This window comes from Streptomyces sp. NPDC048671 (genome assembly GCF_055587045.1).
The window spans coordinates 20,401-44,825 of record NZ_JBVJHB010000030.1 but is presented as its reverse complement, the minus strand read 5'-3'; the positions used below and the strand labels follow the sequence as shown (position 1 = coordinate 44,825).

The window sequence follows — 24,425 nt, the reverse complement described above, 5'->3', positions numbered from 1 at the left end:
CTTTCCTCCGGCCACATCATGGCGGACCCGGGCCCCGGCACCAGGACCGGTCCCGGGGTAGGGGACAATGAACGCTCTGCCAGGGCGGGTTGATCGCAGAGGGGACGCATGTCGGAGGCGGAGCAGGCACGGGAGCCCCAACGGGACAAGGACGGGCGTCTCCTTGCGGGGCGGTACCGGCTCGGGGAGGTGCTCGGCCGGGGCGGTATGGGCACGGTCCACCGCGCCGTCGACGAGACGCTGGGCCGCACGGTCGCGGTCAAGGAACTGCGGTTCCCGACAGCCATCGACGACGACGAGAAGCGCCGTCTCATCACGCGTACGCTGCGCGAGGCGAAGGCGATCGCCCGGATCCGCAACAACGGCGCGGTCACGGTCTACGACGTGGTCGACGAGGACGACCGGCCGTGGATCGTCATGGAACTCATCGAGGGCAAGTCGCTGGCCGAGGCGGTGCGCGAGGACGGTGTCCTGACGCCGAGACGGGCGGCCGAGGTGGGTCTGGCCATTCTCGACGTGCTGCGCTCGGCGCACCGCGAGGGCATTCTGCACCGTGACGTGAAGCCGTCCAACGTGCTGATCGCCGAGGACGGCCGGGTCGTGCTGACCGACTTCGGGATCGCCCAGGTCGAGGGCGACCCCTCCGTCACCTCCACGGGCATGCTCGTCGGCGCCCCCTCGTACATCTCGCCGGAGCGGGCCCGTGGGCACAAGCCGGGACCGCCGGCCGACCTGTGGTCGCTCGGCGGACTGCTGTACGCGTGCGTCGAGGGCTGCCCGCCGTACGACAAGGGCTCCGCGATCGCCACCCTGACCGCGGTGATGACCGAACCGCTCGACCCGCCGAAGAACGCGGGCCCGCTGGAAGAGGTCATCTACGGGCTGCTCGCCCGGGACCCCGATCAGCGGCTCGACGACGCCGGTGCGCGCGCCCTGCTCAACGACGTGATCGACGCCCCCGAGCAGGAGGACGTCCCGGTGCCGCCGCCGGCCGACGCCACCCAGGTGATGGCGCTGCCCAAGGTGCCGGCCCCCGCCAAGCCGGCGTCGAAGTCGAAGTCCGGTGAAGCGGGCGAGGGCGCCCGCGACCGGCTGCGGGGCGCACTGCGCTCCGCACGGAACGCGAAGGCGGCGCCCGTCGTCGCGGCCGGCACCGCCGCCGCGGCACCGTCCGCACCGGCCCGGACCGCCACGGCCCCCACGACGGCCGCGGCCTCCGCCTCCGGGGCCGTACCGCCGCCGCGTCCGGCCACCTCTCCGAGCACCCCGCCCCGGGCGTCCCTCACGGACGTGGTGCCGCGCCGCACCCTGGCGATCATCGCGGCCGTCATCGTGCTCGCCGTGCTCGGCACGGTCCTCGCGCTCACGCTGGGCGGGGACGGCAAGGGCTCCGACAACGCGGGCAAGGGCAAGGGCGACACCTCCGCCTCGGCCGGCTCGTCGGCGGACGGCGGCTCCGCCGGTACCGCCGGTACGGAGCAGGGCGGCACCGGCAAGGACCAGGGCAAGGGCCAGGACGGCAACGACGGCCAGGACCAGGACAAGGGCAAGGACGACTCCGGCAAGGGGTCGGACGACTCCGACGACGACGCGGACGGCAAGGGCGCGCTGCCCGCCGGATACAAGTCGGTCACCGACAAGCGGTTCCACTTCACCATGGCGATGCCCGAGGGCTTCGAGCGCAATTCGATCGCCGGCAGCAACTCCGGCGGCATCTACAACATCGACAAGGGCTTCCCGCGCGTCCAGGTCGACTACAACAGCTCGCCCGGCGATGACGCGGCCTCCGCCTGGAACGCGCTGAAGGGCGCGGTTGCCGGCAGCAGCAACGGGTACAAGCATCTCGGTATTGATCCGGTCGAGTACAACGGGTACCCGACCGTCGCCGACTGGCAGTTCGAGCGCAACGAGCACGGCCAGCGCAGCCGCGTCCTGAACCGCGGCTTCAAGGTCGACGCCAAGCGCGGCTACTCGATCATGATCAGCTGCAAGGTCGACGAGTGGGACGGCAAGGCGTGCAAGACGCTGCGCGAGACGGCGTTCGACACGTTCAAGCCGCTCGACTGAGGGTGCGGCCGGCGGACCGGGTTGCGGCGACCTTCCGCGCGGCCGCCGGTTGCCACGTATTGTGAGAGCTCGAAGACCGTACGCAGCCGGAACCGTAAGTCAATTGCACGGTAAGTGACCGCAATTGGTGGGTTTCGTGCGGTCTACGTGACCGGGGGACAGCGCGCTCTGGGGAGGCGTCGTGGACGACTACGCGGGTCGGGTACTTGCCGACCGCTACCGCCTTCCGCTGCCTCCGTCCGATGCCTACGAACTGGTCGAGACCCGGGCGTTCGACACCTACAGCGGACAGGAAGTCCTGGTCCGGCAGGTGCCGTTGCCCGAGGTCGTGGACGCGGAGGTGCTCGACGCCGACGGTCTGCCCACGCCGGCCCGGCGCACCAGCGCGCGCACGGTGCGGCGGTCCACCGATCCGGCGGTCCGGCGCGCCATCGAGGCCGCCCAGGCGGCGGCCCAGGTGCCCGACCATCCACGGCTCGACCAGGTCTTCGACGTGTTCGCCGAGGCGGGATCGCTCTGGATAGTGAGTGAACTGGTCGCGGCCCGCCCGCTGGCGGCCCTGCTCGCCGAGCGCCCGCTCAATCCGTACCGGGCCGCGGAGATCGGCTCCGACGTCCTGACGGCGCTGCGCGTCCTGCACGCCCACGGCTGGACCCACCGCAACATCACCGTGCGCACCGTGCTGGTCTGCGACGACGGACGCGTCGTGCTGACCGGCCTGGCGGCCGGGGCGGCGGAGGAGGCCCTCTGCGGGTACGTGCCGGTGCCGCGCACCGACGACGCCGAGGACGACGGCGAGTACGGCCGCCCCGCGGTGGAGACGGGCCCCACCGGCCCGTACGTGCCGCCGATGGCCGAGACGGGGTCCGGCGATCCCTACGCGCTGCCGATGGCCGGCTACGAGTCCGGGCCGGCGGCCGGGTCCGACGACTCGTACGCGCTGCCGTCGGCCGACGCCGACGCCGACTCCGACGCCGACTCCGACTCCTTCTCCGAATATGACGACGGCTACGAGACCGGGCCGGACGTGGCCGACGCCGAATACGACTACGAGGCCGACCCGTCCGAGCCGTCCGACCCGCACGCGCTCTTCCGGCCGCCCGCGCAGTCGCCGCCCGCGCAGCCGCCGTCCGCCGGGATGCCCGGTTCCCGTGGTCCCGCGGCGATCGAGTCCGCGTCGTCCGGGGCCGGTTCCGAGAGCCCGTACGGCGCCGGTCAGCTGGAATCCGTACGCCGTCCGCCGCCGCCCGTGCCCGCCCCCGGGTCCGGCAGCGCCGCCCAGACGCGGGCCGCGCGCGCGGGCGCCATCGCCGCGTACCGCGCGGGTGCCCGCGCCGCCGCGCGCATCAGCGAGGAGGAGCGCCGGGCCGGTGCGGACGAGGCGCGGGACACCGGCATCCTGCCGGTCCAGCGCGAAGGTGCCGGTCCGGCCGGCCTGCTGCCGCCCGCGGGCTGGAGCCGTACGCCCGACGCCCAGGACTCCTACGACCACGACCACGACGACGACCACGACCACGACCACGACGACGAGGACGACCCGTACGACGACCCGTACGACGACGAGGACGGCGGGAGCGACAGCGGCGACGGCGGTCGTCAGGCTCCGCCCCGGCGGCTGCATCTGACCGGTTCGTGGGACGACGGCCCCGGCTCCGGGCGCCCGGTCCCCGCCGGCGGCTCCAGCGAGGACGCCCTGCGGGCCGACTCCCGGCGCCAGGGCGCCACCCCGCCCGCCGCTCGCCCGCAGCTGCCCGCGGAGACCGCCCCCGGCCGCTGGGACGAGATCGTCGCCGGGAACCGCGACACCTCGGCCTACCGGGGCCCCGCCACCACCCTCGCCGCCGAGCGCGCACGGCAGGCCCGGATCGCCGTTGTCGGCGCGGTCACCGAGCGCTGGGCGCCCGAGCAGGCAGGGCCGGTCCACGAGAACTGGCGGCTGGCACCGCCCATCGGCCCCTCCACCGACCTCTGGGCGCTGGGCGCGCTGCTCTACCGCGCCGTCCAGGGCCATGCCCCGTATCCCGAGGAGAACGCCGCCGAGCTCGTCCAGATGGTCTGCGGTGAGCCGCCCGCCTTCGCCGAGGAGTGCGGCGCGCTGCGGCCCGTCGTCGAGTCGCTGCTGCGGCAGGACCCCACCGAGCGCCCGGACTTCGAGGAGCTGCGCGGCTGGCTGCGCTCCCTCGTACGGGCGGCGCCCGAGCCCGAGGCCGGTTTCGACGTCGTGCCGCTGCCGTCCGCCGACGCCACCCGGCTGCCCGTCGTGCGCCGCCGGGGCGAGCTCGTCCGCAAGCGCCGCGGCCGCCGCAACGGCCCGGCGCACGGCCGCCACCGCCAGGGCAAGGGGCGGCCGGAGGCGGAGCCGGTACTCGCGGAGCCGCGCGAGCCCAGAGCCGTCAAGCCGCCGCGTGAGCCCAAGGGCCCCAAGGCGCTGCGCACTCCGCCCCGCCCGCCGCAGGACGGACAGCGCGCGCCGCGACGGCTCGGCCGGCTGCTGCTCGTCCTGATACTGCTGGTGCTGGTCGCGGCGATCGTGTACGCCGTGAAGTTCATGCCCCAGTCCGGTGCGCAGTCCGGCGCGGGCGCCAGTCCGTCCCGTACGGCGACCGGGGCGCCCGACCCCGGCCCCAGCGGTTCCGGTGACTCCGGCAGCTCCGGTGGACCCTCACCGTCCGGGTCGGGCGGTGCGAAGAAGCCGCAGACCAGCCGCTCCGCCGTCGCACTCGCGTCCGGCTACGTCCTGCGCAAGGACGACGAGGGCTTCGAGGTCGGGGTGCCCAAGGGGTGGCAGCGCAGCCCCGCCAACACGGACCGCCAGATCCGCTACGGCAGCGACGGCTTCACCCTGCTGATCGTCCCCGGCCGCGACACGGTCAAGACGAACGGCGCCGACCCGCTCGCCTACCAGCGGGACAAGGAACCCGAGTTGAAGCCGTTCCGGGACTCCAGCTGGTCGTCGGCCACCGGACTGCGCCGGATCGACGTCGGGCGACAGGCCATGGCGGAGGGTCAGTTCACCTGGCAGGACAGCTCCGGACGTGAGGTGTACGTACGCAATCTCGCGATGGTCGTCGCGGGCCGCTACCACATCCTTCAGGTCATCGGTCCGGAGGACCAGCGCGACAAGGTGACGGACATCTACCAACAAGCCATCGCTTCCTACCGTGTGACGCCCTGATACGTGTCGGGACCCCAGAGCGACGGGCCGGCGCGACAAGCATCACAGTGCGATCTCGTGGGCGGTGCGAGGTTCCGTGGCCGCACCTCCCCTCCGTAACCTGTCATTCGAAGGAACGGGGCGGGTACACGTGGATCGATCACAGAACACGGACGCGGGACTGGTGCTGGCCGGGCGATACCGGCTCGGCGAAGTCCTCGGGCGCGGCGGCATGGGCAAGGTCTGGCGGGCACACGACGAAGTGCTGCACCGCACCGTCGCCGTCAAGGAACTGACCGCCGGGCTGTACGTCGCGGAGGCGGACCGGCTGGTGCTGCACGCACGCACCCAGAAGGAGGCCCGCGCGGCCGCCCGCATCACACACCCCGGCGTGGTCACCGTCCACGACGTCATCGAGTACGACAACCGGCCGTGGATCGTCATGCAGTACGTCGACGGACCGTCACTCGCCGACGCCGCCAAGGAATCCGGCGAGCTGGAGCCGCGCGAGGCCGCCAGGATCGGACTCCACGTGCTGGGCGCGCTGCGCGCCGCGCACAGCGCCGGGGTGCTGCACCGCGACGTGAAGCCGGGCAACGTGCTGCTCGCCCGCGACGGCCGGGTGCTGCTCACCGACTTCGGGATCGCCGCGATAGAGGGCGACTCGACCATCACCAGGACCGGTGAACTGGTCGGCTCCATCGACTATCTGGCACCCGAGCGGGTACGCGGGGGCGACCCGGGACCCGCGTCCGACCTGTGGTCGCTGGGCGCCACGCTGTACACCGCGGTCGAGGGCCGGTCGCCGTTCCGCCGCACCTCCCCGATATCCACCATGCAGGCCGTCGTCGCCGATGAACCGCCGCCGCCGGTCCGGGCCGGGGCGCTCGCCCCCGTCATCACCGCGCTGCTCCGCAAGGACCCCGCGGACCGGCCGTCGGCCGAGGAGACGGAACGGATGCTGCTGGAGGCCATGGAGGGGCGCGAGCCCCGGGCGGCCCAGGCGTACGTCCCGACGCAGCAGCTGCCGGAGGAGGCCCTTCGCGCGATGGGCCCCGGCGGTACGTCCGGCGGTACGGCCCAGCTGCCCTACCCCGCCGCCGTACCGGCTTCCGGGTCCGCGCCGGTGACCCGGCGCAGCCGCGGCCGGTGGCGCACGGCGATGCTGGTCGTCGCCCTGGCGGCGCTGCTCGGCGGCGGCGCTGGGATCGCCGCGATGAAGTACCGGGGCCACCCGGACGACAGCACCGCGAGCGGTGGCGCCGGAACCCTGGGTGACCGGTCGCCGGAACCGGCCCCCCACAAGTCATCGCCGAAGTCCTCGCCGGACTCCTCCCCGAAGCCCGACCCGACGCTGAAGGGCGTCCCCGACGGCTGGCAGCGGGTCAACGACCCGGAGGGGTTCAGCCTCCTCGTACCCGACGGCTGGCAGCGCCGGAAGACCGGCACGAACATCGACTACACCCCGGACGGGGGCAGGCGCTACCTGCGCATCAGCGTCGACGAGAATCCCGACTTCGAGAGCTCGTACCAGCACATGAAGAACCTGGAGACGAGCCTGCAGAAGCGGCTCCCGGCCTACCGGAACCTGGACCTGCGCAGCAACTTCTACCGTGACCACCCGGGATCGATCTGGGAGTTCACCTGGACCGAGAAGAACGGCGAGCAGAGGCACGCCGTGGACCAGATGTACTACGGGGACGACGGCGGACCGGAGTACGCGCTGTACATGACGGGTCCGGCGGCGGACTGGGACACCACCCGGAAGCAGTTCGACACCATGCTGCGCGGCTGGCGCGCGCCGGGGGACATCGGCTGACGCGGTGAGGCACTCACGTCCCGTCTGCCACGGGTGAGCCCCTGATCAGCACTTATGTAGCCAGTAGTCACTGGCTCGATCGGCGGGTGCCGCGACGGGTCGTGGCGGGGAGTGTGAAAACCTGTTACCCACGGGTACCCAAAGCATCCGGCTGGACGTACTCTCGGCCTCATGACGGACTCGCAGGCCTCCACGCCCACCTCCGCCGCCGGTGTCGGCACCAACCCGGTGGCCGCCGCGCCCGCGGGCGTGCGCACGGCCGCCGATGTCGTGACCCCCGAGGTGATCGCCCAGCTGACCCGCGGCGTCGTCGGCTCCGGCCGTACCGCCAACCACACCCCCTTCACCGGGGAGAAGCTGGCCGACCTGCCCGAGTCCACCCCCGAGGACGTGGCGGCCGCCTTCGAGCGGGCCCGTGCCGCCCAGCCGGCCTGGGCCGCGACGCCCGTCCGGGCCAGGGCCGCCGTGCTGCTGCGCTTCCACGACCTCGTGCTCAGCCGGCAGTCCGAGGTCCTCGACCTCATCCAGCTGGAGACCGGCAAGGCCAGGCTGCACGCCCACGAGGAGGTGCAGGCCGTCGCCGTCGCCGCCCGGCACTACGGCCGCAAGGCCGGTTCGTATCTGCGGCCCAGGCGGCACACCGGAGTCGTACCGACCCTCACCAAGGTCACCGAGCTGCGCCAGCCGCGCGGTGTCGTCGGCCAGATCGCGCCGTGGAACTACCCCCTCGAACTGTCCGTCGGTGACGCGCTGCCCGCGTTCGTCTCCGGCAACGCCGTGGTGATGAAGCCCGACACGGAGACCGCGCTGACCGCGCTGTGGGCCCGTGACCTGCTGATCGAGGCCGGACTGCCCGCCGAGGTGTTCCAGGTCGTGCTCGGCGACGGACCCGTGGTCGGACCCGAGGTCGTCAAGCACGCCGACTACGTCTCGTTCACCGGCTCCACCCGCACCGGCCGCGAGGTCGCCCAGGGGGCCGCGGCCCGGCTCGTCGGGGTCTCGCTGGAGCTGGGCGGCAAGAACGCCATGCTGGTCCTGGAGGACGCCGACGTGGAGAAGGCCGCCGCGGGCGCCGTCCGGGCCTGCTTCTCCTCCGCCGGCCAGCTCTGCATCTCCATCGAGCGGCTGTACGTCCACGAGTCGGTCGCCGACGACTTCGTGGCGCGGTTCGCCGCCCGCACGAAGGCCATGCGGCTCGGCAACTCCCTCGCCTACGGGGCCGACATGGGCTCACTGGTCGGTGAACGCCAGCTGGAGACGGTCAGCCGGCATGTCACGGAGGCCGTCGAGAAGGGCGCCAGGCTCGTCGCGGGCGGGGTCGCCCGCCCCGACATCGGCCCGCTCTTCTACGAGCCGACCATCCTCGACGGCGTCGAGGCGCCGATGGCCGTCTGCACCGAGGAGACCTTCGGACCGGTCGTCTCCCTCTACCGCTTCAGCGACGAGGACGAGGTCATCGGCCTCGCCAACGGCACCCCGTACGGCCTCAACTCCAGTGTCTGGACCAAGGACGGCAGGCGCGGCCACCAGGTCGCCGCCCGGCTGCGGACCGGCACGGTCAACATCAACGAGGGTTACGCCCCCGCGTACGGCAGCGTGCAGTCCCCGATGGGCGGCATGAAGCAATCCGGTCTCGGCCGCCGGCACGGCTCCGAGGGCATCCTCAAGTACACCGAGGCGCAGACGGTCGCCCAGCAGCGGCTGATCCCGCTCGCCCCGTCCTTCGGGATGGACGACGAGAAGTACGCGGCCTTCATGAGCCGCAGCCTGAAGGCGATGAAGGCGTTCCGCCTGCGCTGACCCCCCGCACCACCGCAGCATTTATGTCCTTTTCGTACGGAGGAGCGCCATGTCCCAGGACAGCCCTGCCCGGAATCAGGCCGGACCGCCCGGTGCGGCCGATGACGACGCCGCGTACGACTACGACGTACTGGTCGTCGGTTCGGGCTTCGGCGGTGCGGTGTCGGCCCTGCGGCTGAGCGAGAAGGGGTACCGCGTCGGCGTCCTGGAGGCGGGCCGCCGGTTCACGCCCGGCACGCTGCCCAAGAACTCCTGGGACCTGAAGAACTACCTCTGGGCCCCCGCCCTCGGCCTCTTCGGCATCCAGCGGGTGCACCTGCTCGGCAAGGTGATGGTGCTGGCCGGCGCGGGGGTCGGCGGCGGCTCGCTGAACTACGCCAACACGCTGTACGTGCCCCCGGCGCCCTTCTTCGAGGACCGCCAGTGGGCGCACATCACCGACTGGCAGGACGAGCTGAAGCCGTACTACGACCAGGCGACCCGGATGCTCGGGGTCCGGCTCAACCCGACGACGACCCCCTCGGACGTCCACCTCAAGGCGGCCGCCGAGGCCATGGGGGTCGCTGACACCTTCCACCTCGCCCCGGTCGGCGTGTTCTTCGGCGACGGCAAGGACGCCGACGGCACGGCGAGGGCGAAGCCCGGCGGCACGGTCGCCGACCCGTACTTCGGCGGTGCGGGCCCCGCCCGCAAGGCCTGCACGGAGTGCGGCGAATGCATGACGGGCTGCCGGCACGGCGCGAAGAACACCCTCAACGAGAACTACCTCCACCTCGCGGAGAAGGCCGGAGCGGTCATCCACCCGATGACCTCCGTCGTCGCGGTCACCGACCATCCGGAGGGCGGTTACCGCGTCACCACCGTCCCCACCGACCGCCGCAGGAAGGGCAGGCCGACGCGGCTGCGCGCCCGCCAGGTGGTCGTCGCGGCGGGCACGTACGGCACCCAGACCCTGCTGCACACGATGAAGGACCGGGGGCTGCTGCCCCGTATCTCGTCCCGGCTCGGCGAGCTGACCCGGACCAACTCCGAGGGGCTCGTGGGAGCGCAGACCTCCGACCGGCGGTACCGCAGGAAGCACGGCCGCAAGGCCGACTTCACCAGGGGCGTCGCCATCACCTCGTCGATCCACCCCGACGAGAACACCCACATCGAGCCGGTCCGCTACGGCAAGGGGTCCAACGCGATGGGCGGGATGACCATCCTCCAGGTCCCCTACAGCACCCACCGGGTGCTCGGCTGGCTCGGCAGCATGGCCAAGCACCCGACGCTCGCCGTGCGCTCGCTCTCCAACCGGCGCTGGTCGGAGCGGACCATCATCGGGCTCGTCATGCAGTCGCTGGACAACTCCCTGACCGCGTACCGCAAGCCCGGCGGCATCGGGAAGGGCCTGCTCACCGCCCGGCAGGGGCACGGCGCGCCCAACCCGACCCAGATAGCCGAGGCGACCCGGAGCGCGACGCTGCTCGCCGAAGAGATAAACGGTTTCCCGGGCTCCAACATCGGTGAGCTGATGGGCACCCCGCTCACCGCGCACTTCCTCGGCGGCTGCCCGATCGGCGCGAGCGCCGAGGACGGGGTGATCGACGCGTACCACCGGCTGTACGGCCACCCGGGCATCTCGGTGGTCGACGGTTCGGCGGTCTCCGCCAACCTCGGCGTCAACCCGTCGCTGACGATCACCGCGCAGGCCGAACGCGCCATGTCCTTCTGGCCGAACAAGGGCGAGCGGGACCCCCGCCCGGCGGCGGGCGAGGCGTACGAGCGGCTGGCGGCGGTCGAGCCGCAGGCGCCGGCCGTCCCGGAGGAGGCGTTCGGCGCGCTGAGGCTGCCGTTCCTGGGGATACCCGCGGTACCGCCGAAGAAGACGGGGAAGACAGGGAAGACGGGGAAGACAGGGAAGACGGGGAAGGCCGGGAGGACTGGGCAGACCGGGCAGGCCTGACCCGGAGCGGGACAGCGGAAGAGGACAGCAGAAGGGGCTGCACCCCCCTCCGAGTGCAGCCCCTCATGCTCTACCGGTGAAGCCGAGTTACGGATGTGACCGGTGGTTCCGCATGCATGACCTGCAAGGTGTCCCGATGGTTGTCCCGGAATTCACAAAATCCTTATGTGACGCCGCTCACGTTGACTTCCGTGCTCAATCCGTGACCTGCGCCCGCGCAACTGTTCGTACGGGCCCGGGGTCGAACTCGTACCGCTGCCACAGCGGCCGCACAGTTCCCACCGACCCCCCAGAAGGTCCCGCGATGAGAAGCACGACCCCGAGAGCAGCGCTGCGCCGCGCCGTGGGTGGATTCGCCGCCGCCGGTCTGATGGCCGCAGGATCCCTCACCCTGACCGCTCCGGCGCAGGCCGCCGCCCCGGAGTTCACGCTCGGCGGCCCGGCCGAGACCGCGCTGCACCCGTACCCGGCGACGGGCGCTCCGCAGAAGGCGTCCCTCGACTTCACGGTCAACAACCCGTCCGAGGACGAGGAGAACGGCGCCTTCCAGGGCGAGTACACCGTCCGCTTCGACCTCAGCGGGATCGAGGGCGTCGCGGATGTGTCCTTCGACAACGAAGGCGGTGCCGACTGCACCATCACCGGGACGAGTGCCGTCTGCCACGACTGGGGCATCTTCCCGGGCCTGAGCACGCTCGCCGAGCTCGACGTCACCGCGGCCAAGGGCAGCGAGGACGGCGACACGGGTGCCATCGAGGTCACCGCGGAGGCGGACGGGGCCACGTTCACCTCGTTCACCGCCCTGGTCGGCATCGGCGGCCCCGACCTGTCGATGGAGCGGCTGCCCTTCAAGACGGAGCTCAAGCCAGGCGACACCCAGCCGGTGCCCGTCACCTTCACGAACAACGGCACGCGCGCGGCCGACGGCGTGCTGCTCACCCTGCGGTACACCCGCGGCATGGAGTTCACCGAGCGGTACCAGAACTGCGAGTACAGCGAGTCCGACCTGGGCATGGGCAGTCCCGGTGCCTGGACCACCGCCCTGTGCTCCTTCGACGGCAGCTACGAGCCCGGCGTCGCCTACACGCTCGCCGAGCCGCCCGCGATCAGGGCCTCGAAGCGCGCGTTCTACGACTCGTTCCTCTACCGCATCGCGGAGGACGGCTCGACCGCCCGTGCGGCGCAGCGGGCCGGTGCGAAGTACAGCCCCGGCAAGGGCGCCACGCTGGCCCTGCGCAAGGCCCCGGCGGCCCTGACGGCCGACCTCGACCCGAGCGACAACCAGCAGGACGTCGACTTCCGTACCTCCAACAGCGCCGACTTCGTGGCCTACGGTGACCGGGCGAAGGGCGCCGCGGGCGACTCGGTCGAGGTGAACGTCGGATTCCGCAACCGTGGGCCGGCGTGGATCGGGTACATCCGCTCCGGCGAGGACGTCGCCACCGTCGACGTCACCGTGCCCGAGGGCGCCACGGTCGTCACCAAGCCCGACACCTGCCGCGGCGTGACGGCCGACGGGGAGTACCGCGAGGACCAGACCGCGGCCCCGCGCTACTTCTGTTCCACCCCGATGTCCGTCCGCGAGGCCGCCGACTTCGCCCTGCCCTTCGAGCTGAAGATCGCCAAGAGGGTCGAGGGGGCGTCCGGCAAGGTCGTGGTCCGCAACACCCACCTCGCGGAGCCGAAGCTGCCCTTCGACCCCGAGCCCGCCAACAACACGGCCTCGCTGGTGCTCAACGCCAAGGACTCCGGCTCGGGCGACTCCGGAGCCACCACCGGCGACGGTGACTCGGCATCGGGCGGATCGGCGGCCACCGGCGGTTCCGCCGGGGGCTCGGGCGACTCCGGCGCCGGCGCGTCGGGGAGCTCCGAAGGCACGGCCGGCTCGTCCGCCACGGGCACCACCGGCGGTGACTCCGGCGGCGGCCTCGCCGCCACCGGGTCCGTCGCCCTGACGGCCGGCGCCGCGGCCCTGGCCGCCCTGGTCGCGGGCGGCGTCCTCTACACGGTGTCCCGCCGCCGCGCGGCCCGCTGAACCGAACGGCCCGCTGAACCGAAGCCGGACAGCGGAGAACGGCCGGCCCCGGGCGTCCCCGGAGCCGGCCGTCCTTTCGAGGATCCAGCCCCTCGGGGCGGACCTCCGGGTGACCGGGCTGCTGTCCCCTGCCGACCGGTCACGCACGCCGGTGCGTGGTCCCACGGCGTACCTGCGGTACGCCACACGCCCCGGCGGAGCCACGCGTGGTTTTCTTCCACAGCCGCCCCTGGCTGGCACGGACACCGGGACCAACGAAGCCGCGCCGGGCCCGGTCACGCGCCGTACGGGTGAGAGTCCGCCCGAACTGGGATACGCCCTTACAGCCCTGTGGCGATACGGGCCGTCCGGCCGGCCCGTCACACGCGGCCGCGGCACAGCTCCAGCAGCGTCATCGCGAGTGAGGTGCCGGGCTTGCCGAGCGCGTCCCGGTAGTGGCCGAGGACCTCCATCTCCCGGGAGAGGTTCACCCGGCGGCCCCCGGAGGTGATCCGGGCCTCCTGGATGACCGAGGAGACGGCCATCCGTTCCTGGACGAGACCGATGATCCGGTCGTCGAGGGCGTCGATGCGCGACCGGGCGTCGCCGATCAGGGACGCGGCCTCGTCGGTGTGCGCGCCGGTCTCCTCGGTGGCGGTGCGGACGGCTGTGGTGCGGGTGGCGGTGGTGGTCCGGTCGGTGGCGGTGCTGCTCATGGCGGGTCTCCCGGTGAGGTGCGGCTCCCCGGGGCCGACCGGGCCCGGAACGCCAGAACGCCCCGGGCCTGTCGGCCCGGGGCGCCTGGAACGTTGCTTGTCAGTTGCTCAAGCAGCACGACCATGGCAGCCGGCGGGCCGGTTGCCATAGGTAAAGACGAAGGTCGTGTGCTGACGCATGGGAGACAGTATGGACCGGGCGGCGGACGGGAGCCAACGCCCGGCCCGGATGCTGAGACAGCCGTACGCCAGTGCCCCCGGCCGCAGCGCGACCGGCGGCCACGTGTGCGGCCCCGGACGGTGCGCGGGCGCCGGGCCCCGCACCCCGTACCCGGCGCGACGAGGAGCGCCCACGGCCGCCGGTAGAATCGGGAGGACCGACCCCCCTCCACCGCCGGAAGGCCGCCCCCGTGCCAGCAGCACCCCCCGCCGCCCCCGACACCACCACCGACGTGGTCCTCGTTGTCGACTTCGGCGCGCAGTACGCCCAGCTCATCGCCCGCCGCGTCCGTGAGGCCCGGGTCTACAGCGAGATCGTGCCGTCCACGATGCCGGTGGCCGAGATGCTGGCCAAGAACCCCCGGGCGATCATCCTGTCCGGCGGACCGTCCTCCGTGTACGCCGAGGGCGCGCCCTCGCTCGACCGTGCGCTGTTCGAGGCCGGGGTCCCCGTCTTCGGCATGTGCTACGGCTTCCAGCTGATGGCCACCACGCTCGGCGGCACCGTCGACGACAACGGTGCCCGTGAGTACGGCCGTACCGCGCTCGCCGTCTCCAAGACCGGCTCGACCCTCTTCGAGGGCACCCCGGCCGAGCAGTCGGTGTGGATGTCGCACGGCGACGCCTGCTCCGCCGCCCCCGAGGGCTTCACCGTCACCGCGTCCACCGACGTCGTGCCGGTCGCCGCCTTCGAGAACGACGAGAAGAAGCTCTACGGCGTCCAGTACCACCCGGAGGTCCTGCACTCCACGCACGGCCAGCAGGTGCTGGAGCACTTCCTGTACCGAGGCGCCGGCATCGAGCCGAACTGGACGACCACCAACGTCGTCGAGGAGCAGATCGCGCTCATCCGCGAGCAGGTCGGCACCAAGCGCGCCATCTGCGGGCTGTCCGGCGGGGTCGACTCGGCGGTCGCCGCGGCCCTCGTGCAGAAGGCCATCGGCTCCCAGCTGACCTGTGTGTACGTCGACCACGGTCTGATGCGCAAGGGTGAGACGGCGCAGGTCGAGAAGGACTTCGTGGCCGCGACCGGCGCGAAGCTGAAGGTGGTCGACGCGGAGAAGCGCTTCCTCGACGCCCTGGCCGGCGTGTCCGACCCGGAGCAGAAGCGGAAGATCATCGGCCGCGAGTTCATCCGCGTATTCGAGCAGGCCCAGCTGGAGATCCTCCAGGAGGACGGCCCGGAGGTCGCCTTCCTCGTCCAGGGCACGCTCTACCCGGACGTCGTCGAGTCCGGCGGCGGCACCGGCACCGCCAACATCAAGTCCCACCACAACGTGGGCGGGCTCCCCGACGACATCGAGTTCCAGCTCGTCGAGCCGCTGCGCCAGCTGTTCAAGGACGAGGTCCGGATGGTCGGCCAGGAGCTCGGCCTGCCGGAGGAGATCGTCCAGCGCCAGCCCTTCCCCGGCCCCGGACTCGGTATCCGCATCGTCGGCGAGGTCACCAAGGAGCGGCTCGACCTGCTGCGCGAGGCCGACGCCATCGCCCGCGAGGAGCTGACCGCGGCCGGCCTGGACCGTGACATCTGGCAGTGCCCGGTGGTCCTGCTCGCGGACGTCCGCAGTGTCGGCGTCCAGGGCGACGGCCGCACCTACGGCCACCCGATCGTGCTGCGCCCGGTCTCGTCCGAGGACGCCATGACGGCGGACTGGTCGCGACTGCCGTACGAGACGCTCGCCAAGATCTCCACCCGCATCACCAACGAGGTCGCCGACGTCAACCGCGTGGTCCTCGACGTGACGAGCAAGCCGCCGGGCACCATCGAGTGGGAGTAATCCCCTTCCCGGTGCTCACGCCGATGCCGCCGTCCGTTCCCACGGGCGGCGGCATCGCCGCGTTCCCGCCCCGAATCGATGCACCGTGCCTCTGGTCACCTGCGGCAACCGGCGGTAGCTTCCGATCCCGTACTTCCGATGCCGTACGTCTGAACCCGTACGTCTGAACCCGTACGTCTGACCTTGTACGCCTGATCCGACGCGTCTGATCCGATACGCCTGGGAGCACCGAGGAGCCGTCATGCCCGAGCCCACACCCATACCCGTGGAGCAGCTGCACTTCGCGATGCCGCCCGCGCACGCCTCGGCCGGCGACGAGCGCGCGTACCGCAAGGAGCGGCTGGCCGGGGCGCTGCGGCTGTTCGGGGAGTACGGGTACGAGGACGGCGTCTCCGGGCACATCACGGCACGCGACCCGGAATTCCCCGACTGCTTCTGGGTCAACCCCTTCGGCGCCCCCTTCGAGGGGCTGCTGCCGGACGAGCTGATCCTGGTCAACGGGGAGGGCCAGGTCGTCGAGGGCCGCCACCACGTCAACCAGGCGGCGTTCGCCGTCCACGCCCAGGTGCACCGGGCCCGCCCGGACGTCGTCGCCGTCGCGCACACCCACTCCGTGCACGGCCGCGCACTGGCCTCGCTGGGGGAGCTCATCGAGCCGATCACCCAGGAGTCCTGCGCCTTCTACGAGGACCACGCCCTCTATGACGCGTACACGGGGGTCGTCGTGGACGAGGAGGAGGGGCGCCGGATCGCGGCCGCGCTCGGCGCCCGCAAGGCGGTCATCCTGCGCAACCACGGGCTGCTGACCGTGGGCGACTCGGTGGACGCGGCGGCCTGGTGGTTCCTCACGATGGAGCGGTCCTGCCAGGTGCAGCTGGCCGCGCGGGCGGCCGGGAAGCCGGTGCTGATCGAGCACCGGGACGCGGTCACCACCCGCGAACAGCTCGGCAGCGACCTGGTCGCCTGGATCAACTTCCAGCCGCAGTGGCAGCGCATCGCTCGAACGTTCTGACGATCCCGGCCGCCCGCCCCGCCCCGATGCGGGAGCAGCCCTCCCGGTACGGCACAATTCGCAGAAATCACAGCTGAGTTGGATTGAGCGACAGCTGTACCGGGGCGGGAAAGGGCGGCGTTCTCCGTGGCGTTGGACGAGGCACGACAAGGCACGCACGGCGGTGGCTGTACGTGCGGCGACTGCCCGCACGGAGCGCGCGAGGGACACCGGCGCGCGGTGGCCGCCTTCCTGACCAAGCGGGACGAACTCGCCGCAGGCCAGGGGCTGCCCAGCGGGGTCGCCCAGTCCGCATCCGCGACCCGGCAGTGGGTCTCGGACGAGCTGACCCAGTCGGCGCGCGCCGTCGCGGACCGGGGCCGGGAGGCGGGCGACGCCTGGCTGTACCGGGTGTGGCAGCGCACCCTGGTCATCGTGTGGGGCGCCGTCGCCGTACTCGCGGTCACCGAGGCCGCCACCGCGATCGGGGCGGGCTGGACCCACGCCCGCACCGCCGGCCTGGTCGCCGGACTCGTCACCGCCGGGCTGCTGACCACGGCCGCCCACGTCCACCGGGCGCGCGGCGGCCTCCTCGCCCCGCTGATCGGTGAGGACAACCGGCTCTCCACCTCCCGCGCGGTCGCCGCGTCCTGGGTGCTGCTCGCGGTCTTCTCCGTACTCGTCCTCGCGCTCCAGCTGGCGGGCGCCTCCGGCCACGCGCAGCGCGACGAGCTGATCGAGGGCCTGGACCTGGCGCGCGGCGCCGGGGTGGTGACCGTGCTGGCGCTGGTGTGCGCCATCGCCGTGGTGGTGCGGCGGGTGGTGAGCGTACGGGTGGTGTCCGGGCGGCTCCAGAAGCTGCGGGCCGACCGGCCGCGCGCCGCCGATCTGCTGACCGACGATTCCGGGCGGGGCGGCTTCACCGATGTGCAGTACGTGCTGGTGAGCACCGTCGCCGTGCTCTTCGCCGCGGTCCGGCTGGCCCGGCGGCCCGAGCAACTGCCCGATCTGCCCTGGGGGCTGGCCCTGCTGGTGGCCGTCTCAGCGGCGGCGTACTTCGCCGGGAAGTACACCGAGTCCGGCCGGCCGGTGGTGCTGTCGGTGGTCAGGGCCCGGGAGGCCGGCGATCTGGACGCCCCGATCCGGACCGGCGACGACATCGAGATCCGCGGCGCGGGATTCGTCCCGCCCGGCGCCGGGGCCCCCGACCGGCTGGCCCGCATGGTCGTCCGGATCGGCACGGTCCACGTCCATGTCCCGCTGATCCCGGTCCCCGGCGGCTTCGCCAACCCGACCGACACGGTGCTGACCGTGCCGGTGCCGGTGGAGGTGGAGCCGGGGGTGGTCGAGGTGCAGGTGGTCACGGCCGCGGGGACGGAGTCGAACCGGGTCGAGATCGACGTGACCGACTGAGGCCTTCCGAGGAACCGGGGAACAGGACGGATCCGACCGCATGTGACGTCCCGTCCGGCGCCTCTCGGTCTCCCGCTCCCTGTCGCGGGGGAAGCCGTAAGGTCTGGTGACGGGTCGAACGGTCCGGCGAGGGTCGAATGGCTCTGTGGGCGGGACCCGGCGGTCCGCCGCGGGGCGGCGGAAGGCGGGAGAACCATGCACTACGGCATGAACGGGCGAGGTCTGGGCGAGGCCAGGAGCCTGCGGGAGCTGGCGCGGGAGCACGCTCTGCTGCCGCTGCGGATCTTCCTCGGGGTCACCTTCGTCTACGCCGGGCTCGACAAGCTGACCGACAGCGCGTTCTTCAACACCACCGGCAGCGGCTCCATCGGCGAGACCATGAGCGCGGTCCGGGACTCCTCCGCGATCCCGGCCCTCGTCGACCTCGCCCTCAAGGGCCCGTCCGGCTTCGGCTACGCCATCGCGATCGGTGAACTCGCCGTCGGGATCGGCACGCTCCTCGGCCTGTGGACCAGGATCGCCGCGCTCGGCGGTGCGCTGATCTCGCTGAGCCTGTGGCTGACCGTCAGCTGGCAGGTCGAGCCCTACTACCTGGGCAACGATCTGGCCTACCTCATGGCCTGGCTGCCGCTGCTGCTCGGCGGGGCCGCGTCCTTCTCCCTGGACGCCTTTTTCGCGTCGCGACGGCGCCGGATCCGGTAGGCCACCCAGGTGGTCAGGACGGCCAGCCAGAGGCCGCCGGTGAAGAGCGCGACGAAGAACGGCCACGGAGCGTGCCAGACGCCCGCGGCATCCGCCGCGTAACCGGCCGCCAGGCCCAGCATCACCAGGCCCGCCACGGCCCGTCCGGGCCGGATCTCATGACGCAGCACGGGCTACCTCCACCTGTCCGATGCCGACTTTCAGATCGAGTTCCACGGTGCCGGCCGGCGTGCCGCCCGACGCGGGGCGCAGCGTCCGGTGCTCGTTCTCCGAGACCCTGAGGTCCACGTCGCCCTTGCGCCACTCGCCCGGCAAGGTGATGTCACCGAGACCGGCCCGCGCGCTCAACAGCACGGTGACTCCCTTCGGCACCCGCACGACGACCCGGCCGGCACCGACCTCCACCTGGGTCCTGAGGGTGTCGCCCTTCGGCACGGTGACCCGGGTGAGATCCAGGTCCGCCACCCCGGAGCCCACTTCGTAACGTGGTTGCACCGCGGAGACCGAGGCGGGCCGCCACTCCTCGCGCACCCAGTGCGCGGTGATTTCGGCGGGGAGCGCGGACGCCCCCGCCAGCAGACCCGCGGTGATCACCGAGAGCAGCACCGTGCCGAAGCCGGTCCGGCCGACGAAGGCACTGACCAGCATCCCGGCCCCGAACACCGCGAGCGCGGCGGCCAGGCCGATCTGCAGACTCCTGCCCAGCGGCTGGGAGTCCCAGTTCGCCTGCGCGCCCACGACGCCCGCCACCACCGCCAGCAGGAAGACGGCCCCGGCGATCGAGGTCGGCTCGGGGTTCCCCCGCGACTGCCTGGGCGCCCGGAACGGGGCATCGGCCGTCGCCCCGCGCGGCCGGGCCGCCCCGGCGTCCATCACCGTGTCCGAAGGACCCCACAGATAGCCGGAGCCCACCGGCCCCGAGGTGCCGTCCTTGATGATCGGGTCCCGCCACCAGGACGGGCTGCCCGGCCGCGGCGGCGCCTTCACCTCGGGCGGCGCGTCCGACACCGCCTGCGCGGCCGCCGGATGCAGCGGGCCCTGCGGATCGGCCGTCCTGCGGTGCTGCGTCCAGACGGAGAAGCCGAGCACCGCGAGGGACAGCATCGCGGCGAACGCCAGCGTGCCGCCGTTGCCCAGCACGGACAGGAACAGCCCGCAGCCGATCAGCGCGAGCAGCACCGCGATCAGCGACGTCCCCTCGACCCGGCCCGACAGCAGCCGGCGCGCCTCGTTCTCGTCCTCGCCCTCCAGCGGGACCAGCAGCCACGCGAAGCCGTAGAAGATCAGTCCGAGACCGCCGGTCACGGACAGCACACCGAGCACGATCCGGAAGATCACCGGATCGACGTCGCAGTACCGGCCGAGGCCGCCGCACACCCCGGCCACCACCTTCTGCCGCGAGCTGCGCCGCAGCCGCGGGCCGGGACCGGGGGGCGGTACGACGCCGGGCGGCGCATCCTGGGGAACGGTCATGGCTCCATGGTGACGGGCGCCGGGCCCGTCCGGCACCCGTCCCGACCCTGGCCGAACCCTGAGATCCGCCCCGCCCGACCCTGAGGGGGCCGTTCCGCCGCCCCGGCCCGTTCCCGTTCCGGGCGCCGGCTCTCAGGGTCGAAGTGGGGGCCGACCCTGATGCCACCACCCGCACGCACGTGTGACGATCGGGTCATGCCAGCCGCCACCGCCCGAGCCGCCAGCTCCCTCAACCCCGACCCGGAGGAGCCACCGCTGCGCAAGCTGTACCGCAGCGCCGACGGGCGGCTGCTCGGCGGAGTCGCACGCGGTCTCGCCGGACACCTCGGACTGCCGGTCGCCTGGGTGCGGTTCGTCTTCCTCGGACTGTTCTTCGCGAACGGCCTCGGCGCGCTCCTGTACGCCGTGTTCTGGATCGTCGTCCCGCTCGGCGTCGGCGGCGTGGACAGCCCGCGCTCCCTCTTCGAGACCGCCCCCGACGGCAGACGCCGGCTCCGCAAGCCCGACCGGGGCCAGGTCTTCGCCCTCGTCGCGCTGATCATCGGCGCCGTGATCTTCGTCGGCAACGTCGACATGGGCAGCAAGGCCGACCGCTACATCTGGCCCACGCTGCTGATCGGCGCCGGCTCCGTCCTGGTGTGGCGGCAGGCCGACAACGCCCGCCGCGCCCGCTGGATGGAGGTCGGCAGCCGCCGCCAGGTCCTGCACCTGGCCCGCGGGCTCGCCGGAGTCGCCCTGGTCGGCCTCGGCCTCACGGTCTTCCTGGTGGTACGCGGCTCCGCCGCCCAGCTGGGCAACGTCCTCACCGCGGCCATCGCCGTGCTCACCGGCATCGCCCTGCTGGCCGGGCCCTATCTCGTGCGGATGACCCAGGACCTCTCCGAGGAACGCCTGATGCGCATCAGGGCCCAGGAACGGGCCGAGGTCGCCGCCCATGTGCACGACTCCGTCCTGCACACCCTCACGCTGATCCAGCGCAACGCGGAGGACGCGGGCGAGGTGCGCAGACTGGCCCGAGCCCAGGAACGCGAGCTGCGCAACTGGCTCTACAACCCCGAGGGCACCGGCAAGGACGAGGACGACGAGCCCGAGACCCTGGCCGAGGCCGTCAAACGCGCCGCCGCCGAGGTCGAGGACAAGCACGGCGTCCCGCTGGAGGTCGTCGTCGTCGGCGACTGCCCGCTCGACGAGAAGCTGACCGCACAGATGCAGGCCGCACGCGAGGCGATGGTCAACGCCGCCAAGTACGGTGGCGAGGGCGGCGCCGTCCAGGTCTACGCGGAGGTCGAGGGCCGCACGGTCTTCGTCTCGGTGCGGGACCGGGGTCCCGGATTCGATCTGGACTCCGTACCGGGGGACAGAATGGGCGTACGAGAATCAATCATCGGCCGGATGCAGCGCAACGGCGGTACCGCCCGGCTGCGTTCGGTGCCCGGCGGGGGCACGGAAGTCGAGCTGGAGATGGAGAGGACGAGCGATGAACGGGACCACTGAGGCGATCGGGAGCCACGAGGGTCCGGAGCGCCGGGTACGAGTCGTGCTCGTCGACGACCACCGGATGTTCCGCACCGGAGTACAGGCCGAGATCGGCCGCACCGAGGAGACCGGCGTCGAGGTCGTCGGCGAGGCCGCGGACGTCGACCAGGCGGTCACCGTCATCACGGCGACCCGCCCCGAGGTCGTCCTCCTGGACGTCCACCTCCCGGGCGGCGGCGGCGTCGAGGTGCTGCGCCGCTGCGCCCCGTTCATGGGCGCGGTGGAGAACCCGGTCCGCTTCCTGGCGCTGTCCGTCTCGGACGCCGCCGAGGACGTCATCGGGGTCATCCGCGGCGGCGCCCGCGGCTATGTCACCAAGACCATCACCGGCGCCGACCTGGTCGACTCGGTCTTCCGGGTCCAGGACGGCGACGCGGTGTTCTCGCCCCGGCTGGCCGGCTTCGTCCTCGACGCCTTCGCCTCGACGGACGCGCCGCCGGTCGACGAGGACCTCGACCGGCTGACCCAGCGCGAGCGCGAGGTGCTGCGGCTGATCGCACGCGGCTACGCCTACAAGGAGATCGCCAAGCAGCTGTTCATCTCGGTGAAGACGGTCGAGTCGCACGTCTCGGCGGTGCTGAGGAAGCTCCAGCTGTCCAACCGGCACGAGCTGACGCGCTGGGCGACGGCCCGCCGCCTGGTCTGAGCGCCCTGCCGGGTGATCTCCGGCCGGCCGGCCGGGTCGGAAGTCCGGTGAGCCGGCAGGACGGGAGCCTGTGCCTCCCGGGCCGCTCAGGCGAAGGGCATTTCGTCGACTGACGCGATGCGGACCGGGGCTCCGGGGGGCGCGGGGCGTGCATCCCCGGGGCCTACGGCTGCGCGGGAATCCGCGCCCGTGCGCGCGCGAGCAGAGCAGCCGGGTCCGGGTCCGCTTGCAGGGACTTCAGTATCAGCAGCCACCAGTGGTCCAGCTGCTCCCTCCAGTTCCGCCCGCCCGGCAGGTCGTCGGTCAGCGTGCAGAGGCCGAAGAACGCGCACACGAGCGTCACGGCCGCGGCCGACGGCTCCACCTCCGGCGCCAGTTCACCCCGCGTGCGGGCCTCGGAGAGCAGCCGGGTGACGGACAGGGCCCAGGCGTCGAACGGCGTGGGCACGACGGACTCGATGCCGCGGCGTTCCGCCCACAGCCGCGCGCCCGCGCGCGCCACGACATCCTCGTTGAGGGACCGTGCGACACCGAAGCTGAGGACGATCAGCTTCTCGAACGGGGGCATGTCGGGCGCGGCGTAGGGGGCGGCGAGCTGCGGCCAGGTGGAGAACTGCTCCCGCACCACGGCCAGTGCCAGCTGCTCCTTGCTGGAGTAATGGAAATAGATCGCCCCACTGGTTTTTCCCGAGTGATCGCTTATGTCATTTACGCTCGTTCCCGCATATCCCCGTTCGACAAATAGATGTGCTGCTGATTCCAGCAGTGCTTTTCGGGTTGCGTGGGCCCTGTCCTGCATCAGTTCCACCTTCGCTCAAACGTTCTGACGTCACGACGGTGAATTCAGGCCTCCCTCGGGAGGGCCCGGTCGCGGCGCGCGAAGATCTTATTATTTCGCCACGGCGGGCATGCGGGTGAGTGTTCACACAATCTGTCGCCCTGCTGGGAGAAATCGGTCCGCGTGAGCCTGTCGGCTCCGCCCCGAACGACACCGCGGCCAACCGGAAGCGCGGCTCACCAGGCCCGATGAACGTATCCCGGGCGCAGCGACCCCTTCTCCGTCCCGTGCGCGAGCCCCGGCCGCCCGCGGTCGCGGAATTTTCATGCACTCGAATTGGTGATTGCGGAAATCAGAGGGACGGAAATAACGTAATGGCTACGATGTTTTCGGCACGGGCCGAAAACGGCGATCTACGTCCGGCGTGGTGCGCTCAATGGCGTGCACACGCTCGCAGCAGCCGGTGAAATCTTTCGGCCCCCTCATTTCTGCGAGTGGATCAACCGAATTCCGGCGCTTACCCGCACCCGTGCACCGAACCGGTCGGCACAGCCTCCGAGAACGGTAGTGACATGACAGCTCGTAACATCCTTTCGTGGTCCCCGTCCGCCATCGTCTTCGACTGCGACGGGACCCTGATGGACACGGAACGACATTGGCAGGAGGCCCGGACCAGCACCTTCCGGACGTTCGGCCTCAAGCCGCCGGCCGGATTCGCCGGCCGCGCCAAGGGCGTGCACTACACCGAGTGCGGCGCGCTCATGGCCGAGGAGACCGGGAAACCGGATCTCGCGGAAGACCTGGCCGACACGCTCCTCGTCACCTTCACCGCGCTGGTCGACCAGGATCCCGTCACCATGCCGGGGGCTGCCGCGCTGGTCGGGCTGGCCGCCCGCCACCTCCCTCTCGCGGTGGCGAGCAACTGCCCCCGGGAGATGGTGGAATCGTGCCTCGGCCGGGCCGGGCTCCTTCGCTGCTTCAGACACGTGGTCGTCGCCGGGGACGACGTACGGCCGAAGCCGGAACCCGACGTCTACGAGGTGGCCGCCCGCCTCTGCGGCGTTCCGCCCGAGGAGGCTCTGGCCGTGGAGGACTCGATCACGGGCATGGAATCGGCCCGCCGGGCGGGCCTGCGCGTCATCGGCCTCGGCACCGTCCCGCCGGGGCCGGAGGCCGAGCAGGCCGATCTGTGGGTCGCGAGCCTCGCCGACCGCGAGCTGGTGAGGTGGGCCCGCAGCCGGATCGGCGAGTAGACCCGGCCTGATCCCAACGAGGCCTGATCCCAACGAGGCCTGATCGAAACAAGGCCTGATCCGAACGAGAGGCCATGGGGCCTGTCGTCAGACTGCCGTCGTCGCCCGCACGGCAGTCTGA

At 72.1% G+C, this 24,425-nt stretch carries 17 protein-coding genes; 13 read left to right on the top strand and 4 right to left on the bottom strand.

Translation table 11 applies throughout. From position 1 onward, the window contains the following. Nucleotides 1-108: 108 nt before the first annotated feature. The 6 genes from ACZ6S6_RS37035 (at nt 109) to ACZ6S6_RS37010 (ending at nt 12,820) form a co-directional block, all read left to right on the top strand. The gene (locus ACZ6S6_RS37035; RefSeq protein ID WP_469709412.1) at nt 109-2,067 is read left to right on the top strand and encodes a serine/threonine-protein kinase; all 1,959 of its coding nucleotides are present in this window, start codon (nt 109-111) and stop codon (nt 2,065-2,067) included. Between the two features lie 181 nt (nt 2,068-2,248). After that, the gene (locus ACZ6S6_RS37030; protein WP_469709410.1) at nt 2,249-5,242 is read left to right on the top strand and encodes a protein kinase; all 2,994 of its coding nucleotides are present in this window, start codon (nt 2,249-2,251) and stop codon (nt 5,240-5,242) included. A gap of 130 nt (nt 5,243-5,372) precedes the next feature. Beyond that, nucleotides 5,373-7,040, top strand: a complete 1,668-nt coding sequence (locus tag ACZ6S6_RS37025; RefSeq protein ID WP_469709408.1) for a protein kinase domain-containing protein — start codon at nt 5,373-5,375, stop codon at nt 7,038-7,040. Between the two features lie 171 nt (nt 7,041-7,211). Then, nucleotides 7,212-8,840: a succinic semialdehyde dehydrogenase gene (locus ACZ6S6_RS37020; protein WP_362954167.1), complete on the top strand. Its 1,629-nt coding sequence runs from the start codon at nt 7,212-7,214 to the stop codon at nt 8,838-8,840. Between the two features lie 49 nt (nt 8,841-8,889). Then, nucleotides 8,890-10,785, top strand: a complete 1,896-nt coding sequence (locus tag ACZ6S6_RS37015) for a GMC family oxidoreductase N-terminal domain-containing protein (protein ID WP_469709406.1) — start codon at nt 8,890-8,892, stop codon at nt 10,783-10,785. 304 nt (nt 10,786-11,089) lie between these two features. Beyond that, nucleotides 11,090-12,820, top strand: coding sequence for a peptidase (locus ACZ6S6_RS37010; protein WP_469709404.1), 1,731 nt, complete (start codon nt 11,090-11,092; stop codon nt 12,818-12,820). Between the two features lie 359 nt (nt 12,821-13,179). Here the strand turns inward: ACZ6S6_RS37010 and ACZ6S6_RS37005 are convergent, their stop codons facing one another. Continuing rightward, nucleotides 13,180-13,515 (bottom strand): chorismate mutase, encoded by a 336-nt coding sequence (locus ACZ6S6_RS37005; protein WP_469709402.1) that lies wholly within the window; start codon nt 13,513-13,515, stop codon nt 13,180-13,182. A 410-nt stretch (nt 13,516-13,925) separates the two neighbouring features. Between ACZ6S6_RS37005 and guaA the strand changes: the two genes are divergently transcribed. The 4 genes from guaA (at nt 13,926) to ACZ6S6_RS36985 (ending at nt 18,618) form a co-directional block, all read left to right on the top strand. After that, on the top strand, nt 13,926-15,512 hold the full coding sequence (gene guaA, locus ACZ6S6_RS37000; protein ID WP_362954161.1) for a glutamine-hydrolyzing GMP synthase: 1,587 nt from the start codon (nt 13,926-13,928) through the stop codon (nt 15,510-15,512). A gap of 241 nt (nt 15,513-15,753) precedes the next feature. Continuing rightward, nucleotides 15,754-16,524 (top strand): class II aldolase/adducin family protein, encoded by a 771-nt coding sequence (locus ACZ6S6_RS36995; RefSeq protein ID WP_362954159.1) that lies wholly within the window; start codon nt 15,754-15,756, stop codon nt 16,522-16,524. Between the two features lie 126 nt (nt 16,525-16,650). Continuing rightward, nucleotides 16,651-17,916, top strand: a complete 1,266-nt coding sequence (locus ACZ6S6_RS36990) for a hypothetical protein (protein WP_362954157.1) — start codon at nt 16,651-16,653, stop codon at nt 17,914-17,916. Between the two features lie 195 nt (nt 17,917-18,111). Then, a complete protein-coding gene (locus tag ACZ6S6_RS36985; protein WP_469709399.1) occupies nt 18,112-18,618 on the top strand; it encodes a DoxX family protein in 507 nt (168 codons plus the stop codon). Here the strand turns inward: ACZ6S6_RS36985 and ACZ6S6_RS36980 are convergent. Continuing rightward, nucleotides 18,525-18,788, bottom strand: coding sequence for a hypothetical protein (locus ACZ6S6_RS36980; protein WP_362954153.1), 264 nt, complete (start codon nt 18,786-18,788; stop codon nt 18,525-18,527). The genes ACZ6S6_RS36985 and ACZ6S6_RS36980 overlap by 94 nt on opposite strands. Then, nucleotides 18,775-20,091 carry a PspC domain-containing protein gene (locus ACZ6S6_RS36975; RefSeq protein WP_469709398.1) on the bottom strand — a complete coding sequence of 439 codons (1,317 nt, stop codon included), beginning with the start codon at nt 20,089-20,091 and terminating at the stop codon, nt 18,775-18,777. The genes ACZ6S6_RS36980 and ACZ6S6_RS36975 overlap by 14 nt, the downstream gene beginning before the upstream one ends. Nucleotides 20,092-20,286: 195 nt before the next feature. Here ACZ6S6_RS36975 and ACZ6S6_RS36970 point away from each other — a divergent pair, with 195 nt between their 5' ends. Both ACZ6S6_RS36970 and ACZ6S6_RS36965 read left to right on the top strand, forming a co-directional pair. After that, nucleotides 20,287-21,585 carry a PspC domain-containing protein gene (locus ACZ6S6_RS36970; RefSeq protein ID WP_362954150.1) on the top strand — a complete coding sequence of 433 codons (1,299 nt, stop codon included), beginning with the start codon at nt 20,287-20,289 and terminating at the stop codon, nt 21,583-21,585. Then, nucleotides 21,569-22,273 carry a response regulator transcription factor gene (locus tag ACZ6S6_RS36965; RefSeq protein ID WP_362954148.1) on the top strand — a complete coding sequence of 235 codons (705 nt, stop codon included), beginning with the start codon at nt 21,569-21,571 and terminating at the stop codon, nt 22,271-22,273. Before ACZ6S6_RS36970 ends, ACZ6S6_RS36965 begins: the two co-directional genes overlap by 17 nt. Before the next feature lie 163 nt (nt 22,274-22,436). Here ACZ6S6_RS36965 and ACZ6S6_RS36960 read toward each other — a convergent pair whose 3' ends face one another. Beyond that, a complete protein-coding gene (locus tag ACZ6S6_RS36960) occupies nt 22,437-23,072 on the bottom strand; it encodes a ScbR family autoregulator-binding transcription factor (RefSeq protein WP_362954220.1) in 636 nt (211 codons plus the stop codon). A gap of 551 nt (nt 23,073-23,623) precedes the next feature. On the opposite strand from ACZ6S6_RS36960, the gene ACZ6S6_RS36955 reads away from it, so the two are divergent. Continuing rightward, complete coding sequence (locus ACZ6S6_RS36955) at nt 23,624-24,304, top strand: HAD family hydrolase (protein WP_362954146.1); 681 nt, start codon at nt 23,624-23,626, stop codon at nt 24,302-24,304. The last annotated feature ends 121 nt before the right edge of the window (nt 24,305-24,425 follow it).

Bases quoted from the DNA above. Each gene is read 5' to 3' on its own strand.
- ACZ6S6_RS37035 (WP_469709412.1), top strand. From the start codon at position 109: ATGTCGGAGGCGGAGCAGGCACGGGAGCCCCAACGGGACAAGGACGGG.
- ACZ6S6_RS37020 (WP_362954167.1), top strand. From the start codon at position 7,212: ATGACGGACTCGCAGGCCTCCACGCCCACCTCCGCCGCCGGTGTCGGC.
- ACZ6S6_RS37015 (WP_469709406.1), top strand. From the start codon at position 8,890: ATGTCCCAGGACAGCCCTGCCCGGAATCAGGCCGGACCGCCCGGTGCG.
- ACZ6S6_RS37010 (WP_469709404.1), top strand. From the start codon at position 11,090: ATGAGAAGCACGACCCCGAGAGCAGCGCTGCGCCGCGCCGTGGGTGGA.
- ACZ6S6_RS37005 (WP_469709402.1), bottom strand. From the start codon at position 13,515: ATGAGCAGCACCGCCACCGACCGGACCACCACCGCCACCCGCACCACA.
- ACZ6S6_RS36995 (WP_362954159.1), top strand. From the start codon at position 15,754: ATGCCCGAGCCCACACCCATACCCGTGGAGCAGCTGCACTTCGCGATG.
- ACZ6S6_RS36985 (WP_469709399.1), top strand. From the start codon at position 18,112: ATGCACTACGGCATGAACGGGCGAGGTCTGGGCGAGGCCAGGAGCCTG.
- ACZ6S6_RS36975 (WP_469709398.1), bottom strand. From the start codon at position 20,091: ATGACCGTTCCCCAGGATGCGCCGCCCGGCGTCGTACCGCCCCCCGGT.
- ACZ6S6_RS36970 (WP_362954150.1), top strand. From the start codon at position 20,287: ATGCCAGCCGCCACCGCCCGAGCCGCCAGCTCCCTCAACCCCGACCCG.
- ACZ6S6_RS36965 (WP_362954148.1), top strand. From the start codon at position 21,569: ATGAACGGGACCACTGAGGCGATCGGGAGCCACGAGGGTCCGGAGCGC.
- ACZ6S6_RS36960 (WP_362954220.1), bottom strand. From the start codon at position 23,072: ATGCAGGACAGGGCCCACGCAACCCGAAAAGCACTGCTGGAATCAGCA.
- ACZ6S6_RS36955 (WP_362954146.1), top strand. From the start codon at position 23,624: ATGACAGCTCGTAACATCCTTTCGTGGTCCCCGTCCGCCATCGTCTTC.